The following is a 17,601-nucleotide window of genomic DNA, read 5'->3' as shown; positions in this document are numbered from 1 at the left end:
CGTCACCGGAGACTGCCATGACCGACACGAACCTTCTGCCCGAAGTGCTGTCCGCCGCCGTGCGGCGCATCACCGGTGGAGCCGCCGACCAGCCTCGCCCTCCCCAGGCCGACCTGTCCGATCGCATCCAGGACGCCATGCTGTCGGCGACCTCGGTCGCTGCGCAGGGTCCGACTCAAGTTCTCGGCGCAGCGCCCACCGGGTTGGGAAAGTCGCTTGCCTACCTCGCCCCAGCGCTGCTTGCTGCCGCCGAGCGCGGAGAACGCACCGTCATCTCGACCGAGTCTCTGTCGCTGCAGGCACAGGTCGTCGACCGTGACCTTCCGCTGATCGCGCACGCGGTGGAGGACGTCACCGGGTCGCTGCCGACCGGAGCCGTCTTGAAGGGGTGGGGTAACTACGTCTGCGCAGCGACCGTCTCCGCGACGATCGAGGAGATCTCCGACGTCGAGGCCACCACCCCTGAACAGCTCGCCAGCCTGCTTCCCGGTCTGCAGCGACTGACCGAGTTCGCTACCGGACGCAAGGGCATCATCGGCAAGGCGACCGTCCGGGCGTTCCTGCAGGGGCGCACGCCGACGGTGCGCGAGTCGGTCCGGGCCACCAAGGACGCACACGTCCTGATCGGCACAGAGAAGGTTCCCGCGCTGCCGTTGTTCCGGCTGCTGGAGCAAACCTGCGCCACCAACGATCCGGCGCACCACGACATTCACCATCTCGACGTCACCGCCGACCTGTGGGTCCATGCATCCATCACCGCATCCGGTTGCCCCGGCACCGCGAACTGCAACTTCGGCGAGGTCTGCGCACCGGCGGCCAGCCGTAAGGTCGCTGCCGATGCCGACGTCCTGGTGACCAACCACAAGCTGCTGGCGATCCAGGCCACCACCGGGGCTCCCGTGGTGCTGGGATCCAAGCGGTTCGGGATGATCGACCACCTGGTCGTCGATGAGGCCCACGAACTGCCCCGCATCGTCCGCGATACCGGGGCGATCTCAGTTTCCGGCCAGCGCATCCGCTCACTGTCCAAGCGGATCAACCGGATCGTCGTTGACTCCAGCGCCGGTGACGACGGGTTCGCCGTCGCCGAGTCGGTCGACCACGTACTCGCGCAGTACATCGCTGCGCGCGGTGGCCGCGGATCCGCGGTGGTCAATCTGACCGAAAACGACATGCCTCTACAGGACGTCACCGAGCTCATCATCGAGTGGGCGAAGTCCGCGCGAGGAAACCTGCCCGACCCGGCCACGATCAGTCGGCACGCCGAAGCTGCGAAGGTACGACACCTCGCCTCCGACCTGACCGAACTGATCGGGAATGTCGGCAGTGCGAACAAGACCGAGATCGGCACCGCCCGGTGGCTGGACGCCGAGAACCTCGCGGTCAAGATGTCGCCGATCGACGTCGGACCGATGCTGCGGGCCAATCTGTTCAAGGCGACCGCGCACGAACAATGGATCGACGACGGACTGATCGAGGATCACCGTCTCGACCTGGACGGCAGCTACCCGGTGTCGGTGACGATGGTGTCCGCCACCCTGCCCGACGGGTTCGCCCGCCAGGCTGGAATGTCGGTGGCACCGGTGGTCTACGACTCACCGTTCGAGGTGGCATTCGCTGCGTCGGCGCTGTTCGTGCCGGCCATCAACGCCGACGACCTGGCAGCACTCACCGGTCTTGGCGGACGGTTCGTCACCGGTCAGCACGCCGCTTGGGCTGCACCGAAGATCGCCGAGCTGGTCCTCGCCAACGACGGGTCCGCCCTCGTGCTGGCAACGACCAAGACGGCTGGTATCGCCTACGTCGAGCATCTGCGTGCCGCGTTGCGCACGGCGGGGGCCAACCACATCACAGTGCACAGTCAGTGGGACGGCGTTCCGGTTCGGCAGGCGCTCGACGACTGGCGCACCGACCACCACAGCGTCCTGGTCGGCACCCGGTCACTCATGACGGGCGTGGACGCTCCTGGGCAGACCTGCTCGCTGGTCATCATCGACCGCATCCCGCGCACCGCCGGCAACCCGGTCGACGACGCGCGCGTCGCCTCGATCATGGCCTCCAGCGGCATGTCGAAGTGGACGGCTGATGAGCTGGTCTACGTCTCGGACGCAAAGCTGTTGCTGCAGCAGGCAGCGGGCCGGTTGATTCGTCGGGCAACTGACACCGGGATGATCGCGGTGCTCGATCCTCGCCTACTCGGCGGCACTGCGATCGCTCAGAAGGCCAACATCCGGCAGACCTACCTGTCGGCCCTCACCCACATGCAGCACAAGCTGCGCTTTATGGACGAGGCGACAACGTGGCTGATCGAGCATCGCACCGGATTCGAAGCCGCCTAGTGCAATAACCTTGCAGCACAATGCAGCCCGCGTACCAACTCGGTACGCGGACTGCATGTTGCCAGAGGTGACCATTCAGGTCACTGCGTCGGTGCTCCGGCCAGCAGCAGATCGACGGGCATGTCGATCGCGTCCAGGGCGGGCGATGAACTCCACTTCGTACCCCACTTGCTCGCTGAGTTCGGTGGCATCCCCACCGACCCGAACGGGGCCGGCGCCAGAATGACCTCGGCAGGCATCCGGTCCAGCACGATCTTCGATCCCCGCGACGGACGGACGGTCAACTCCAGCCGGTCGTTGATGTAGTCGATGTCTGTCACCGTCGCGTTCACCACCGGGTCGCCGGGCTGCCCGACGATGCGTACCGCGTTCCCGGCCTTGATCTTGCACGCTGTGTGCTCGTCGGCCAGCGGAAGTACGAGGTTGCCGCTACGGTCCTGCGGCAGTTCGACCTCCACGCAGTGACCGGACTCGATCAGTTCCGCGCGTCCCGACGGGTCGAGCGACAGGGCAGCCGTCCAGTGCTCGGCCACCTGGCACGAGGCCCGGTACTGCTGAGCGGCTGCGTTGGTCGTTCGGGCGAACTTCACCTCGTCGAGCGAGCACAGTTCGATGCGAGCCATGTAATCCAGCAGCGCCTCCGTCCAGCTCTTGTACTTCACCTCGGAACCGGTGTCGCTGACGATCACGGTGCGGTTCGGGTCTTCCTGCGGCGACGGGGTGACCATCGCGGCCAACCGGGTCAGAGCGTCCGCGCTCGACACCCCGGGTGCGATACCGAGGATGGCGCGCCACACTGCGATGGTGTTCGGCGCCCCAGCCGGCAGCCAGTACGCCTGCTCCAAGGCGCGGGTCAGCACCACGCAGCGACTCGACACCGCGAACGACGTAGAGACGTTCACAATGTGCTCGAGTCCGTCCCGTCCGGACTTGTGCAGCCGGGCGCACAACGCCGCGACCTCGACGTTGCTGGGGAACACGAGCCGGATCGACTTCGGACCCGTCTCGGTGATGCTTTCGGTGGCGGCCACTACGGACGGGTCGATGCCACGTCGCCCGATTTCAACGAGAATGTCTGTGCACCCCGTCGTCGTCTTGGTCGTTCCGCCGAACTCGGTGCGGCGCAAAGGCTTTCGCCCGGCAGCAACTTCGGCCAGAGACAGGTCGCGCATTTCTTCGGCGTAGGTGGAAGGCATGACCGTACGGTGCGACGCTGCGCGTCCGGCGGGGCGGCTCAGTCCTCAACAACCACGGTGTGCATCCAGTGCGGAGCCCCCTTCGCGTACCGCTCGGACGCCTTACCGATGAAGCACCCAACGACCGGGAACGGCGGTTCGTCGTTCGGCCACCCGGTGATTCCGTCGGTGCAGACGATCACCAGGGTCGGTGCCGGTGACAGTTCGCCGGCCACCGCTAGGCCCGCACTCATGTCCGTTCCACCGCGCCCCTGCACGATGTTCAGCGTGGCTGCACCGGCGTACGGGCGAGGCGGGTGAGCGTGTGAGTCCACGTCGATCACCAGCAGGTTCGGACCCTTGATGCCGACTGCCCTGGCGACACCTTCAACCTCGTTGCCGACCATCTGCAAATCCTCGACGGACATCGACCCGGAGGTGTCCCTGATGAGCGCGATACGCAGCACCGGCTTGACCGTGCCCGGAACGATGACTCGTTGACCGCCGAGCGTGATGTTGTTCCGGCGACGGTTCGGCCGGTTGGTGCTGCGACGACCGCGCCCACCGACGTGGATCGTGCGGCGCACGAAGGACGACAGTTCGGTGCGCCAGGGCACCTTCGGCGGTTCGAGCCGGTTGTCCATGAAGTCGCTCAACCCGCCGGGGATGCTTCCGCGGCCGTGGACCCGGACGTGCTTCTCGATTTCGTACGCCACCTGATCCAGGGTGTCGGACACGTCGGCCACTGAGGCCGCCTTCGACTCGGCACCCAGGGCTCCACCGTCGTCGGGTAGTTCGCACGGTGCGCCGTTACCGCTCACCGAACCGCACCCGGTGTAATCCTGCGGGGACTGCTCGCCGTTCGATCCGTTCGTCGTTGAGTCCTGCTGTCCCTCATCAGTCGAATCCGGCTGGTCACCACCGTTTCCAGGAGCATCCTGCGCCGGTTGTCCGGACTGCTGCTGCGGTGCCTGCTGTTTCTGCTGGGCGGCACGCTTGGCCCGGATCACCCCGTAATAGTGCTCGGCTTCCTGGTGGTTCGGCTGACTGATGAGGCTCGGCAGTAGGAAGTCCTTGATCTCGGTCAGACCGGCGTCCAGGAGGTCGTCGTTGATCGCCATGTCGGCCCCGGCGTTCCAGTCTTGGTGCTGCTGCGAGCCGGAAACGCCCAGCTCGCGGGCGCGTGCAGCGTGCTCGGACCACACGTGCCCGCACTCATGTAGCAACGCCGTGGCGAGCAGTTTCGGGGACCAGTCCTTGACGCGCTCGGTGTTGACGTAGCAGCGCAACCCCTCATCGACGGCGAACGAGTCCACCTCGTCGGTGACGATCGGGCGAAACTTGAACAGGATAGGGGACAAGTAGGGCATGAGGTCGGATGCTTGGTCACGCCAGAAGCCGAAGCGCAGGCGCTCCTCGGGGGTCATTGCACGGATGGTCATGCCCTCAACGGTGCGACGTCTATCGTCCGACGCTACTGTCCAACGCCGAGCGTCGCACCGTCCAGTTATGCCCATCGGAATCCGCGATCTTGACCTGCCCGACGTTGCCATCACGCACGACCCCGAGACCGAGACTGCCCAGCAGAACCCTTACGAACCGGTCAAGTTGGTCGCCGGAAGCGTCACCGCTCAGGTGCTCTACCAGTGCGCCGCCGGCACCCGTGCGATCGTCGTCAACTCCCCTCCCGGTGGAGGTAAGACGACGCTCATCACCCACCTCGCTTCCTACCTGCACGGCCGTCTCGGTCTGCCGGTGATGATCGCTGTCCCCCGCCGCGCTCAGGCCAAGGATCTCGCCCGGCGGCTGGCACTCCTGATCGACCCGAAGGACGTCGACCTGGAAATGCGCGGGGTCAAGCGGGAGGACTGGCTACCCGACGGCACGCCCTCCGTCCGCGCGGACAAGGTCGCCCCTGCCGGTTACGTCGACTCCAAAGGGCGCTCCGCCATGCGCGCACCGATCATCGTCAAGACCCTCGACAGTCTCAAGCTCACCAAGCACGGAGGCCGGTTGTTGATCGTCGACGAGTCGTACCAAGTCACCACCGAGTGCGGTGCCTCAGCCGCAGCCGGTTTCGATCAGATCATCGCGGTCGGTGACCCCGGACAGATCGGCCCGGTCGTCCCGGTGAACACCTATGCGTGGGGCGCCCTGGCACCGCATCGCTCGTTCGCTGCCCGGTTGCTGGAACGAGAGGACGTCTGGACGGCTTCACTGCCCTCGACGTACCGGCTCGGTCAGGACACCACCGATGCAATCGCTCCGCTCTACTCCTTCGACTTCACCTCGTGCCGCCCGGACGCTGGCATCGAGGGCCACGACGAACTCGAAGAACTGCTGGCCCACTCCCCGCAGTCACCGACCGACCCGATGCTGATGGACGCCACCGTGCGGGCCGCCAAGCGTCTAATCGGAAAGACCTACTCGGCCCCGGACGGAACCTCCCGCCCGATCGAAGCCAAGGACATCGTCGTCTGCGCCGCGACCCGCTCGCAGGTGACGGCCCTGACAGCACGGATGAACGTCGCCGGACTTGGCCGGTCCACCGTCGGAACCGCCGATGAGATTCAGGGTGGGCAGTGGCCGGCGACCGTCGCCGTCGACCCGCTGGCCGGTGGGCACGTCTCGGATCACCACGCCGATACCGGGCGGCTGTGCGTGATGCTGTCACGGCACATCGCTCACCTGACGTGGGTTCACGACGGCGGCTGGCGCGGCGACATGCCGCAGATCACCGCTCGTGAGCGTGACCTGCACCGGCGCGTTCGCTCGGCTGTCGTCGGTCACTGACCTACCCGCAGCACCCCTGGGGACGGTCCTCGTGCCGGGGATGCTGCGTCGCTGCGGCCCGACCAGGCAGCGTCGCACCGTTCAGCCATGCCTACCACCACCGCATCCCCAGTCACCCTGCCCGGCACCGTCCAGCAGCGCGTCGCCGCTGCAGCCGCCCGTGCCGGCGTCCCCGTCTGCTTCCAGTCCGACCCCGGACAGGGCAAGACCGCCACCATCACCGCGTGGCTGTCCGCCTGGGGTTACCAGGCCGAAATCCTGTCCCCTGCCAACCGTGAACCGGCCGACTTCCTGGGCCAGATGGTGCTCACGCAGGACGGCACCACCGGGCACGCCCCGCTGAGCTGGGCCAAGCGCCTGACGCAGACGACGCGGCACGCCGCCGTGCTGCTCGACGAGGCCAACCTGGGCGCCGAGGACACGATGAAAGCCCTCCACCGGGTCTTGGAGGAAAAAGTCGTCGGTGATCTCCCGTTGCCGAAGAACACGGCCATGATCTGCACGATCAACCCGCCGAGCAACGCGACCGGCGCGGTCGAACTTCCTGCCGCCGTCGCCAACCGAATGCTGCACCTGCAATGGGACATGGACTTCGATGCGTGGGCCGCTGGCCTGGTCGGCGGGTTCGACACCGCGGACGTCCCGACACTGGACTCGCTGGCACCGGGCGGATCGACCGACGACTTGCGCCGTGAGGCCCTGATGGTTTCGATGTTCCTGCGTCAGAAGCCCGAACTGCGCAACGCCTGCCCGGACACGATGGCGCAGGCCGCAGGTCCGTGGCCGTCCTACCGTTCGTGGACGAAGATGGTTCAGGTCTTGGCCTGGCTGCACGTCAGCGACGTCGACGCTCGTCTGGCTGCGATCAACGGCCTGGTCGGGGAGGGTGCTGGACGTTCCTACCGCGAGTTCTGCCGCACGCAGCGCCTGCTCGACCCGCATGCCGCGCTGGCCGACCCGTCCATCGTGGACTGGAAGAACACCGAGCCGGACGTGCTGTGGTCGCTCGGACTGGCCGTGTCCGCGCTGGCCGACGAGGACACCACCGGCAAGGTTCGCACCGCTGGACTTGCCCTGGCCGCTGCCGGAGCGAAAGCGGGATACACCGACAACGGATGGTTCATCGCTCGCCGGCTGCTGCTGAACATGCCTGCGGGCTACAAAGTTCCGGCCCAGGCCCGCCGCGAGTTCGCGGAACGCTTCGTCGCCGCGGGCATCCTCGCCGCTGCCTGATGAGGCACCACGACAACAGCGCCCCGACTCGTCCGGGGCGCTGTTGTCGTGGTGCTCGGCGACCGTGCGGTCAGAAGTTGTCGCCGAACTCCGGGACGTAGCCGGACGTGGCGTTGCTGAACGGGTCGTAGTCCGAACCGCTGTGATCCCACGGCAGGTCAGGCTCCGGCGCCGGTGCATCTTCGGGGACCTTGGGCTCGACCGGTTCCGGCGCGGGTTCTGGCTTCGGCTCGGGCTGCTGTTCAGCAACAGGCTTGGGTACGGCCTTCTTCTTCGGTGCCGGCTTCGCTGCTTTCGGTGCAGCCTGCGCGCCGCCCTGAGAAGCACGGAACTCGATGGCCTTGGCGGCTCCCCCGACGTCGCCGGACAGCACCTTCATGACAGCGGTACCGGTGGCGAAGTCGAAACGGGCGGCGCGGGCGAACACGTCGTTGAGCTCAAGGTCGGTGAGGTGCTCACCGTTCTGGTTCAGCGACTCCAGAGCGGCGTCCAGGTGTCCATCGAGCAGTTCGGCAAGCACGATGCCGTGCGCGAACGGGAGGTCTTCGACGAACTCCATCGTCGCGGTCGAGATCTTCTTCACGGGACAGTCCTTCGTACAGGTAGGTGGTCGTTACCCCTGCACGGTGCGACGTGATGGACGCGCAGACCCGTTGAGGACCGTGCTGTTCGTCGCACCGTGCAGGGATGCACTCCGCGTTCGCTGTTCTCGATGGCACCACCACTCATCCGGTGCTGGTACTGAATCATCCCGACGTTGCGCGCCGGTTCGAGGCGACCCAGCAGGGGCCAGCCACGTTCGTCGTCAACCACGGCCGCGACCTGTCTCAACAGATCCACAAGGCGGGACTGCAGGTCATCGGCGCCGACGGGCGGTTGATCGAGTACCTGGACGAAACCCCGCTGGTCGTTCCCGACGGTGATGACCGCGTCTGGGTGTACCCGCGACTGACGGGTCGCGAAGTCGTTGGTTTGACCCTCGGCACCGATGCTCAATGGGATGCCGAACGGGGTGCGTTCAGCACCGCCAATACGCGGGTCATTCCGATCCACTGGACGTGGTGGTTCGCCGGAGCTGCGGGTGACATCACGATGTCCGCATCGGCTGCCGAGCTGCCGGATGCGGAGGTCGCTGCCGACTACTTCCTCATCGACGGCACCATCGACTCGCTGCGCGGCGTGGCAACCGATGAGCTCACCTGCGTCGACCCGGTCTCTGCCATCGGTCTTGCCGGCATGGGCATGTCCAGCGTCTACGACCTGCTGCACACCGTCCCGCGCAACTACCTCGACCGCTCCAACCCGGTCCCGGTCACCGCGGACCTACTCGGCCAGAAGATCGCTTTCATCGGCACCGTCGACCAGATTCGTAAGCCGCCGCCGGGCAAATCGGTGTCCATCGTCAAGGTGACCGACACTGCCGCCCCGCACACCAAGGTCGACCTGACGTGGTTCAACGCTGCCTGGGTGACGCGACGATTCCGCCCCGGAGACATGCTGCTCATCTCCGGCACCCTGGATCAGTTCCGCACCACGCTGCAGATGCGCGGCCCGATCGTCGACGTCATCGCCGCCGACGCGACCACCGGAGACTCAGCCGTCATCCCGATATACCCCGCCTCCGAGAAGCACAAGATCAGCACCTGGGCGGTGCGCCGGGCTGTGGCCGAGGCTGTCACCAAGCTGCCGCCGATCCTGGACCCGGTTCCGCGTGGGTTCACCCTCGCGCGCGGCCTGCCCGAGCGGGACGTCGCGCTACGCGAACTGCATGTCGCGCCGACACCAGAACACGCATCGTCCGCTCGCCGCCGGTTGGCCTATGACGAACTGCTGCGCTGGCAGCTCATCCTGGCCGGCAACCGTGCCAGCGGACTAACGACGAAAGGTATCGCGCACGACGTCCCCGGATCTCTGGAGGCGCAACTGCTCGCGCGACTGCCCTACTCCTTCACCGGAGCACAGCGCCGGTGTGTGGATGAGATCGTCGCTGACCTGAAGCGGACCAACCCGATGAACCGTCTCCTGCAGGGCGAGGTGGGATCTGGCAAGACCCTGGTGGCACTCAGCGGCGCGCTGCACGCCATCGAAGCTGGATCGACCGTGGCGATCATGGCACCGATCGAAGCCTTGGCAAGCCAGCACTACGACGACTTCGCCGAACTGTGCGAGGGCATGACCGACCCCGGTGGCAAGCCGTTGCGGGTCGAGTTGCTGACCACCAAGATCACCGGCAAGCGACGCAAAGAGGTTCTCGCCGGCCTAGCTGACGGGTCGATTCACCTGGTCGTCGGCACGCAGGCACTGCTGTCCGAGCAGGTGCAGTTCGCACGGCTCGGGCTGGTCATCATTGACGAGCAGCACCGATTCGGGGTCGAACAGCGCAAGGTCTTAGCCGACAAGGCCGGAGGAGGTCCGCTGCCAGATGTGCTGGTCATGACAGCCACCCCGGTTCCTCGGACCGCGCTGATGACAGCATTCGGCGACCTGGACGTCTCACAGATCGACGAGTTGCCGCCGGGCCGCTCCCCCATCGTTACTCGAGCGGTCAACCCGATGCAGTTCGACGACCCTCACTCGCCCCTGTGGGAGCAGGTCCGTGAACAGATCGCCCAGAATCATCAGATCTTCGTCGTTGCACCGACCGTCGGGGATTCCGAGGCCAAGGCGGCCCGCGGTGCCGAGCAACTGTCCGAGCAGGTTGCTGCGATCCTGCCCGGCGCCCGGATCGGCACCGCGCACGGCAAGCAGAAGCGGGACGAGCGAGAAGTCACGCTCAACGCGTTCCGTTCCGGCACCCTCGACGTGCTGGTCGCGACCTCCATCATCGAGGTCGGCGTCAACGTGCCGAACTCGACCGTCATCGTCATTACCGGAGCCAATAACTTCGGAATCACCCAGCTGCACCAGTTGCGCGGACGCGTCGGGCGAGGACAGTGGGCCGGGACGTGCTGGCTGGTTCCGACAGCGCCACGCGCCGACCTGGCCGAGCACGCCATCTCCAAGATCGAAGCACTCGTGGCGTCCACCGACGGCTTCGAGCTTGCCGCGCGCGACCTGCAGATCCGTGGGGCCGGGTCGCTGACCGGAACCCGACAGTCCGGGCGTGCAACCGACCTGAGCGTGGCTGACCTGCTGACCGACATGGACCTCATCGAAGCCAGCCGCGAAGACGCCTCCGCCATCATTTCGCGCGACCCGCACCTGGCGAAGCACCCGATGCTCGCGCACGAGATCGCCGCAGCACTCGGCGATGATGCCGTGGCGTGGCTGACGGTGCGCTGACGTGACTTCTCCCCCGCCTGAAGGCGGGGGCTTCTTCAAGCAGCCCGGGTGGGTTGCTCGGGGACCAGTCCAGTCCCCACACACAGAATCGTTTGTGCCGCGTTGATGTCGGCGTCGTCGTAGTGTCCGCAGCCGGTGCAGTAGAACACCTTGCCCGACCGGCTGGCCGGGTCCGTGCGTTGGCATTGGACACAGGTTTGTGACGTGTAGGCGGGGTTCACCACGATGACCTGACGACCGGCGCATGCTGCCTTGTCTTTCAGGATGGCAATGAACTGTCCCCAACCCGCGTCAAGGATGGATCGGTTGAGCCCGGCTTTGGCGCGAGCCCCGTTCGGTAGGAACGCCCCCGGAGCGTCGGGGTCAGGTTTGGCTTTCGCTCGCCGGGTCATGGACGCCACCGGCAATCCTTCGATGCAGATGATGTCGTAGCTGGCGACCAGTCGCGCGGCGACCTGGTGATGGTGGTCGTAGCGTTGCCGGGCGATTTTGGCGTGCGCCCGAGCCAACTGCCGGGTCAGGTCGCGGTAGGGCATCGAGCCACGCCTGGTCTTAGATCGTTGCTGCTGCAACCGGGTCAACCGTTGCGCAGCGTGCTTGTGCGGTTGCAGGTTGTCGATCCGGTCGCCGTGACTGGTGTAGGCCAGTCCGTTGTCGCCGGTGGCCATGTCGATCCCGATCACCCGGCTGGTGCGCGGCAGCACCTTCAGGGGGACGTTGTTGCAGGTGACGATGACGACCCAACGGGTATGGGCGCGGTGGTCACCCTGGCGCTTGACCCGGATGGTGGCTACCGTGCCCCTGATGGGTCGGTGGGTGCTGGTCTTGATGTGCCCGACGCCTTGCAGGTACACCCGGCGGGAGTCATCGCGGCCGGTCGGGACCGAGTCCCACCGGGCGCCGTCACCGTCACGGAACTCGACGGAGTCCCACCGTTTCTCGGGTTTGAAGCGCGGGTATCCGGGGGTCTGACCCTCCCGACACCGTCTGTAGAAGCCGGCGAAGGACTTGTTCAGTTTCCGCAGAGTCTGCTGCTGGCCGGTGGCTGACCACCGAGCCTGGTCGGGGTCACTGGCGCGGATGGCCGGCAACTGCGCGGACTGGATCGCGAACCCGATTTTGCCGAACTGGTCCTTAGGATCGGTGATGCCGCGCTTGGTACGGGTGTCCCAGGCATCCCGGCGTTCCTGCAGCGCGGCGTTGTACAGGTGACGGTGGTCGTTCAGCATCGCCCGCAACAGCACCTGTTGCTTGGCGGTAGGGCGCAGCCGGAACACGAACGCGCGCGTCGTGCTCACCATCCCTCACCACCTTCCACCATGGACCGAACCTGTCACTCCTCACGGTGCGACGGCGCGGACGCTCCACTGCACAGAGCCGCCCGAGACCCAGCGCGATTCACCTCCGCCCTGAAGGACGGAGCACCCTCGCGCAACGTCAAGGGTGGCGCCCGGAAGTCGAAGTCACCGCTAGTCGCCCGTGCACCGACAGCCGGGCGGCTGACGGTGCCCTGAGGTCGCCCTGCACCCGGCGTCGCACCGTGTCGATATGGCAGTGAAGGCGGCAGCAATGTGGTTCGAGCCGAACGCGGACAAGCGTGTCGGTGTCGACACTGACGCCGCCCGTCTGGTCACCGCGTCGGCGCTGGCACGCGCCATCATGCGCAAGATCAAGGCGACCCGCTGGTCTGAGGTTCTCGAGTCCGGCGTACCCGAGCCGATCCACCTGACTGCCGCACAGATCCGGCTTCTTGACGAGCACGGCTCGGTCCTGGCCTATCTCGGACCGAAGAGCAAGATCCTCGCCTGCCCCGAGTGCGGCCGCTGGATGATCGCCGCCGGCACGATGCCGAAGAAGTGCTCATCCAGCCTGGACTGCGCAGCGGAACTGATCAAGATGGTCGATTTCAAGCTGGCGAAGGTGCCGCCGGACCTCGATCTCTAAGTCGCCACCCCTGATTCTGTGGTGGGTCCGGTCGTAGCACGGCCCCGCCATTCCACCCGGCATGACTACCCATGCCTTTGATGAAACCCAGCACCCCCGCAACCCCGACGGAACGTTCGGCAGCAAGCCGGCCGGCGAGTCCGATCAGACACTCGACGACCTCGCCGCCAAGATCGACCCCAACGTGGTGGCCAAGACCGCTGCGTGGCGCGAGCAGATGGCCGCTGAGAAGGCCGCACAGCTGATCAGCGATGAGCAGGTCGAAGTGTCGCGCGAGTCGATCAACTCCGCCGTTCACCGGTACTACCACGTCCACCGCGGCGACCAGGAGTACGCCGACCGCGCCGCCGACGCGATGGTCTCCTTCTACGAAGCGGTCGATGCCGCCCACGCCAAGAACAAGCCGATCGCCTCGTTGTCGAAGTACGCCGCGACGATCACCGCAAACCAGGCCGGTGCCATGTGGAGTGGCGCGTCGAACCGTCGTGGACCGGACATGCGCGCCGGCTCGATCTTCCGGATCGAGAAGGACACCATCGAGACCGACCGCGGCTACGCCATGTCCGAATGGGAGGAGGCCAAGCTCGCCCAGGACATCTCCGACCGCATGGTCTCCTCCGGTGAACAGGCACCGCTGAAGAACTACCACCTGACCCAGCGCAACCGGGACATCCTGTTCTCCGACCTGCGTGGAGGCGATGATGAGGACGGCGCAGCGGTCGCCGAGCGCATCCTCGCCAACCGTGAGCAGGAGAACGTCGTCGAACTCGCCCCCGCAGCAGGGCAGCTCAAGGTGCGTCGCGCCAAGTCGGTAATGAACGCCGGCGGCGGTGTTCGCGCGCTGTCCAAGACGCTCCTGGCCGGCGAGGGAACCGCTGAGCAGCGCAAGGCGATCCTGTTGCCGTGGAACGACGAGCTCGACCCGGCGACCGAGCAGGTCATCCTGGAGTCGTTCAGCTCGTTCGAGGGCGACCGTGGTGCCCGCAACGCGACCGAGACCTGGGACCAGTGCGCGGCGAAGCCGGACCTGGCTGACCGCTACGCGCAGACGGCTCGGAGCAAGGCTCGTGAGCAGCACCTGATCGGCGAAAAGGTTCCCCCGGTGACCAAGCGCCGGATGACCAGCGGGTCAGCTGCGCGGTGCCGTGACCTGATCGTGAAGGCCGGTGGATCCGCAAGCGCTGCCCGCTCGTTCAAAGAGGGAACCCTGGACGACAAGACCTCCGCTGCGCTGCTGGCTCCGTGGGGTGGTGCAGACTGTCGTGCAAGGGACGCTTCGGCGATCGCGGCGTGGCTCTCTCAGCAGAGCAGCGACACCTGCTGGAATGTCCACCTGAACAGCATCACGTCCGAGGCGGTGGCCCGGCCGACCAAGGAAGCATCTGCGACGCCGTGACTCATCAAGCGCGAGACAGCCTCGGACGCTACGCCAGCACGGGTGCTAGCGAATCGTCCGAGGTCCTCGCGGAACCAACCGCCACCGACAGCATGAACGCTGCCAACCCTGAAGGGTTCGGCGGCGTCGATGAGCGTGTGCTGGCTGACTATCAACTCACCCGGCGCGACGATCTGAGCCCGGATGAGCTCTCGAGGCTTTCTGATCCGTCGACTCAGCCGTCGGTGGTCCGCCTCGGTGTTGCCACGTCAGACACGAACGGTGCGGCTGGGTGGGTGGACAGAGACCCCAGCAGCACCGTTCGTGCCTTGTCAGCCGCGGTCCGCGGCGTTGCTCCGCAGGATCGGGCCTCCGCCCGAGTGGCTCACCTGCTCTTCGGTCTGCGAGCCGCCCGACTCGTCTGACCGAACGTTCTGTGTCTCGATACACCGGCACGCCGTGTGTGCGTTGACCATCGCCTTCGGGTTCAACACTGACATTCGCGTCCGCGGTACCCCGCGCTGGGTGGGCTTAATCCGGTACATGCTGGTCGCTCCCCTCGTTCCACGGCATCCCTGCCGCGCCTTCCGAGGCCCCCTGCGGCGCCGGTTGGTGTATCCCTGAGGCGGCACTGCCGCCCGTCATATGTTGACCATAGTCACCGCCTCCGACGACTCGCTTCCGCTTTGAGTCAGCAGAAGGTAAGAAGTTTGTAAAGTCCGCCTAGATTGCCGGGGCCCACCGATACGGACGTTCGACTAAGTATTGACTATAGTCATAGTCTATTGACTATAGTCACGAGATGAGAGGATGGACCCCGATAATCCGCAAGAAGACAAGGAAGCACAGATGGACACAGCACACACCGCAGGAGATTCACCCGTCGCATGGTCCGGGGACGCATCCGGGCGCGGGTGGTCATCACTCCCCGATCTCGCTGAACGGGTGAACCGTCTGTTTGAGACCTCATTGACTGTCGACCCGGGCACCGGCCGAGTCAGGCACCACAGCAACGACGACGTGTCGTCAGCGCTGGTCCTCAAGGGAATCCGGTGCTCACCCAGCAACCTGTCCCTCATCCGGTCAGGACGGCGCGACAACCCCACCGCCGCCCTGATTGCCGGCCTGGCCGAGTTCTTCCAGGTCACCCCGATGTACTTCTTCGACCCCGTTGTTGCCACGCAGGTCGAGGCCTACCTGGATCTGCGCAACGAGAACCTGATCGCACAAGCTCGTGCGACCAGGGCCGTCTAAGCGGTAATCAGAGCTCGACGGGGAAAGCGACCGCGAGCATGAACACGCTCTGCAGCGCCGTGTCGTCCCGTCCGACCCGGCTTCGGGTCAGCGCGCGGTACTTGTCGAGCACCTCTTCTAGATCTGAACCGAGCTGATCGAGCTCCTGCGCATTCAGCGTCAACAGGGAGTCGTCGCTGAAGGAGTTGTCACGCCAGTCCTTGCTCCAGTTCGCCGAGGAGTCAGACCAACCCCGAAGCCGGTCAATGCGGCGCTGCACCAGAACGCGATTCACTGTGGCAACCGTCAGCCGCCAGGTGTCGTCGTCGTACTCGTCGGCATCCCAGGTGATCGGCACGACCTTGGCCGTGTAACGGCCCTCGGAGTCCTGCTCGATGAACTGCTGGTCGACCAGGATGCGCAGGTGATGTGTCAGACCCCCGGACACCCGTGGGATCGCCTTGGTGATCTGTCCAGCCGTCGCCGGCCCGCCCGCGCGCAACACCTCCAAGATGTCGAGTCGCGCGGGGTTGGCGACGGCCCGAAGGCGCGCCAACTTAGCTTCCATGTCCATACCTGAACTCTATTCCGAGTGCAGCGGGCGCCGCCACGGTTGTTCTTGTATTCGAGGTGTCGCTCACGTCTTGAACACACGACCAACTGCGGCGAGTCACGGACGAAAACCTCGTCAACACAGTAGTCTTGGACAGGCACGTCGCCCGATGTGTCTGGGTGGAGAGAAGAGAACTATGGACCCGGCTCTGTTGGCAAAGCTGATCTCGATGGGTGTCGAAGTTCCGCCCATTCTGGTTCAGACATCGGCGATCGGCGGAAACTGCAGCTTCCGTTGATGTATCGCGTCCTCCCGCCGGCTCACGGTTTCCGTTGGGTCGTGGGCGGGCCGAACAACACGTTGCGCGTGCCGCAGCACCTGTTCGACGGTAACGTCCCACCGCCCGTGGTCGTCACCGCGATCGAGCAAGTTGCTGCGGCACGTTCTGCGTCACGCGTGTTCTCGGCCACCGCGCTCACCAGCCAGGACTGCAACCTGCGCTGCCCCTACTGCATCCAGAACACATCAAGCTCCCCGGTGCAGCGCGTCTCCGACATACGCATGACCCCCGAACGAGCCACCAAGGTCGCCCAGTACATCTGTGCAGCCGCTGCACGCGGCGAAGCTGACCAGATCACCCTGTTGCTGTTCGGTGGGGAGCCCCTCATGGCACCTGAAGCGTGCCAGGTGCTCCTGGAGAACGTCCGGCCCACGAACGCCTCCGTCTGGACCAACGGGGCGCTGCTCACCGCAAGCAGAATCGACCCGCTCGTCGATCGCGGACTCGACACCATCTTCGTCACCTTCGACGGCGGCCGTACCACCCACGACCTGACGCGCTCCAACCTCGCCGGCCGAGGAACCTACGACCTGGTGCTCGCCAACGTCCTCGAGACTGCCAAGCGGCACCCGCACCTGAACTGGGTGGTCCGGTCCAGCCTCATGCCGCAGACGGCGGACACACAACATGCGCTGGTCGCCGACCTGTCACAGCTGCCGAAACGAGCCGCGACGGCCAGCCTCATCCTCGGCCTCGTCGACGACATCGGCATCGGGTTCGACAACGTCACCCCGTACAGCCCGGACGTGGCCGCAGAGATGGTGTCGATCAACCGGGCGGCACGAGCTGCCGGATTCCACACCAGCCTGCGCACGCCCATCTCCTCCTGCGTCTACTGCTCGGACCCGACGCTCGGCATCACCATCGACGCCGACGGCACCCTCTACTCGTGCTGGCAGACCGCGGGACGCACCGAATGGTCCATCGGTTCGCTCAAGGACGGCATCGACCCCGCACAACTCCCCCAGCGCTGGGTCGCCTGCGACGTCAACGCCGCTCCACACGGCAACACCGCCGAACGGGACAACTTCTGGAACCTCGTCGACCAAGACATCCTCGATGCCTCGATCGGACTGGACCCGAACGACGAGTAGACGACTCGGCCCCAAGTGGAACCTCGTCGACCAAGACATCCTCGATGCCTCGATCGGACTGGACCCGAACGACGAGTAGACGACTCGGCCCCAAGTGGAACCTCGTCGACCAAGACATCCTCGATGCCTCGATCGGACTGGACCCGGACGACGAGTAGACGACTCGGCCCCAAGTGGAACCTCGTCGACGACATCGGTATCGAGGACTGACTCGGTTTCGCACACAGGAACGCCGCCCCG

13 protein-coding genes are annotated in these 17,601 nt (G+C 65.8%); 8 read left to right on the top strand and 5 right to left on the bottom strand.

All coding sequences use genetic code 11. From position 1 onward, the window contains the following. Positions 1-17: 17 nt before the first annotated feature. Entirely contained in the window at positions 18-2,339 is a 2,322-nt protein-coding gene (locus FB459_RS10695; RefSeq protein WP_170221872.1) for an ATP-dependent DNA helicase, read from the top strand. A gap of 80 nt (positions 2,340-2,419) precedes the next feature. On the opposite strand, the gene FB459_RS10690 is transcribed toward FB459_RS10695, so the two are convergent. Together FB459_RS10690 and FB459_RS10685 are read right to left on the bottom strand one after the other, a co-directional pair. Continuing rightward, positions 2,420-3,535 (bottom strand): hypothetical protein, encoded by a 1,116-nt coding sequence (locus FB459_RS10690; RefSeq protein WP_141928484.1) that lies wholly within the window; start codon positions 3,533-3,535, stop codon positions 2,420-2,422. Positions 3,536-3,573: 38 nt separating this feature from the next. Next, a complete protein-coding gene (locus FB459_RS10685; protein ID WP_170221871.1) occupies positions 3,574-4,956 on the bottom strand; it encodes a vWA domain-containing protein in 1,383 nt (460 codons plus the stop codon). Positions 4,957-5,023: 67 nt separating this feature from the next. Between FB459_RS10685 and FB459_RS10680 the strand changes: the two genes are divergently transcribed. Continuing rightward, a complete protein-coding gene (locus tag FB459_RS10680; protein ID WP_170221869.1) occupies positions 5,024-6,307 on the top strand; it encodes an AAA family ATPase in 1,284 nt (427 codons plus the stop codon). 87 nt (positions 6,308-6,394) lie between these two features. Then, entirely contained in the window at positions 6,395-7,540 is a 1,146-nt protein-coding gene (locus tag FB459_RS10675; RefSeq protein WP_141928481.1) for a P-loop NTPase family protein, read from the top strand. Positions 7,541-7,610: 70 nt separating this feature from the next. Here the strand turns inward: FB459_RS10675 and FB459_RS10670 are convergent, their stop codons facing one another. Next, the gene (locus FB459_RS10670) at positions 7,611-8,123 is read right to left on the bottom strand and encodes a hypothetical protein (protein ID WP_141928480.1); all 513 of its coding nucleotides are present in this window, start codon (positions 8,121-8,123) and stop codon (positions 7,611-7,613) included. A 104-nt stretch (positions 8,124-8,227) separates the two neighbouring features. Here FB459_RS10670 and FB459_RS10665 point away from each other — a divergent pair, with 104 nt between their 5' ends. Further along, on the top strand, positions 8,228-10,822 hold the full coding sequence (locus FB459_RS10665) for an ATP-dependent DNA helicase RecG (protein ID WP_141928479.1): 2,595 nt from the start codon (positions 8,228-8,230) through the stop codon (positions 10,820-10,822). A gap of 35 nt (positions 10,823-10,857) precedes the next feature. Here the strand turns inward: FB459_RS10665 and FB459_RS10660 are convergent, their stop codons facing one another. Beyond that, positions 10,858-12,123, bottom strand: a complete 1,266-nt coding sequence (locus FB459_RS10660; protein ID WP_141928321.1) for an RNA-guided endonuclease InsQ/TnpB family protein — start codon at positions 12,121-12,123, stop codon at positions 10,858-10,860. Positions 12,124-12,370: 247 nt separating this feature from the next. Here FB459_RS10660 and FB459_RS10655 point away from each other — a divergent pair, with 247 nt between their 5' ends. The 3 genes from FB459_RS10655 to FB459_RS10645 all read left to right on the top strand — a co-directional run bounded on the left by FB459_RS10655 (position 12,371) and on the right by FB459_RS10645 (position 15,395). Next, entirely contained in the window at positions 12,371-12,766 is a 396-nt protein-coding gene (locus FB459_RS10655; RefSeq protein WP_141928478.1) for a hypothetical protein, read from the top strand. 61 nt (positions 12,767-12,827) lie between these two features. Beyond that, complete coding sequence (locus FB459_RS10650; RefSeq protein ID WP_141928477.1) at positions 12,828-14,162, top strand: hypothetical protein; 1,335 nt, start codon at positions 12,828-12,830, stop codon at positions 14,160-14,162. 924 nt (positions 14,163-15,086) lie between these two features. Continuing rightward, a complete protein-coding gene (locus FB459_RS10645) occupies positions 15,087-15,395 on the top strand; it encodes a hypothetical protein (protein WP_141928476.1) in 309 nt (102 codons plus the stop codon). Positions 15,396-15,402: 7 nt separating this feature from the next. On the opposite strand, the gene FB459_RS10640 is transcribed toward FB459_RS10645, so the two are convergent. After that, positions 15,403-15,948, bottom strand: a complete 546-nt coding sequence (locus FB459_RS10640; protein WP_141928475.1) for a winged helix-turn-helix domain-containing protein — start codon at positions 15,946-15,948, stop codon at positions 15,403-15,405. A gap of 276 nt (positions 15,949-16,224) precedes the next feature. Between FB459_RS10640 and FB459_RS10635 the strand changes: the two genes are divergently transcribed. Then, positions 16,225-17,361, top strand: coding sequence for a radical SAM protein (locus FB459_RS10635; protein WP_141928474.1), 1,137 nt, complete (start codon positions 16,225-16,227; stop codon positions 17,359-17,361). Positions 17,362-17,601: the final 240 nt, after the last annotated feature.

This window comes from Yimella lutea, from assembly GCF_006715095.1.
Taxonomy (GTDB): domain Bacteria; phylum Actinomycetota; class Actinomycetes; order Actinomycetales; family Dermatophilaceae; genus Yimella; species Yimella lutea.
This window is presented reverse-complemented; position numbering and strand designations above follow the sequence as displayed.

Bases quoted from the DNA above. Each gene is read 5' to 3' on its own strand.
- FB459_RS10690 (WP_141928484.1), bottom strand. From the start codon at position 3,535: ATGCCTTCCACCTACGCCGAAGAAATGCGCGACCTGTCTCTGGCCGAA.
- FB459_RS10635 (WP_141928474.1), top strand. From the start codon at position 16,225: ATGTATCGCGTCCTCCCGCCGGCTCACGGTTTCCGTTGGGTCGTGGGC.
- FB459_RS10665 (WP_141928479.1), top strand. From the start codon at position 8,228: ATGCACTCCGCGTTCGCTGTTCTCGATGGCACCACCACTCATCCGGTG.
- FB459_RS10685 (WP_170221871.1), bottom strand. From the start codon at position 4,956: ATGACCATCCGTGCAATGACCCCCGAGGAGCGCCTGCGCTTCGGCTTC.
- FB459_RS10675 (WP_141928481.1), top strand. From the start codon at position 6,395: ATGCCTACCACCACCGCATCCCCAGTCACCCTGCCCGGCACCGTCCAG.
- FB459_RS10680 (WP_170221869.1), top strand. From the start codon at position 5,024: ATGCCCATCGGAATCCGCGATCTTGACCTGCCCGACGTTGCCATCACG.
- FB459_RS10655 (WP_141928478.1), top strand. From the start codon at position 12,371: ATGGCAGTGAAGGCGGCAGCAATGTGGTTCGAGCCGAACGCGGACAAG.
- FB459_RS10640 (WP_141928475.1), bottom strand. From the start codon at position 15,948: ATGGACATGGAAGCTAAGTTGGCGCGCCTTCGGGCCGTCGCCAACCCC.
- FB459_RS10695 (WP_170221872.1), top strand. From the start codon at position 18: ATGACCGACACGAACCTTCTGCCCGAAGTGCTGTCCGCCGCCGTGCGG.
- FB459_RS10660 (WP_141928321.1), bottom strand. From the start codon at position 12,123: ATGGTGAGCACGACGCGCGCGTTCGTGTTCCGGCTGCGCCCTACCGCC.
- FB459_RS10650 (WP_141928477.1), top strand. From the start codon at position 12,828: ATGACTACCCATGCCTTTGATGAAACCCAGCACCCCCGCAACCCCGAC.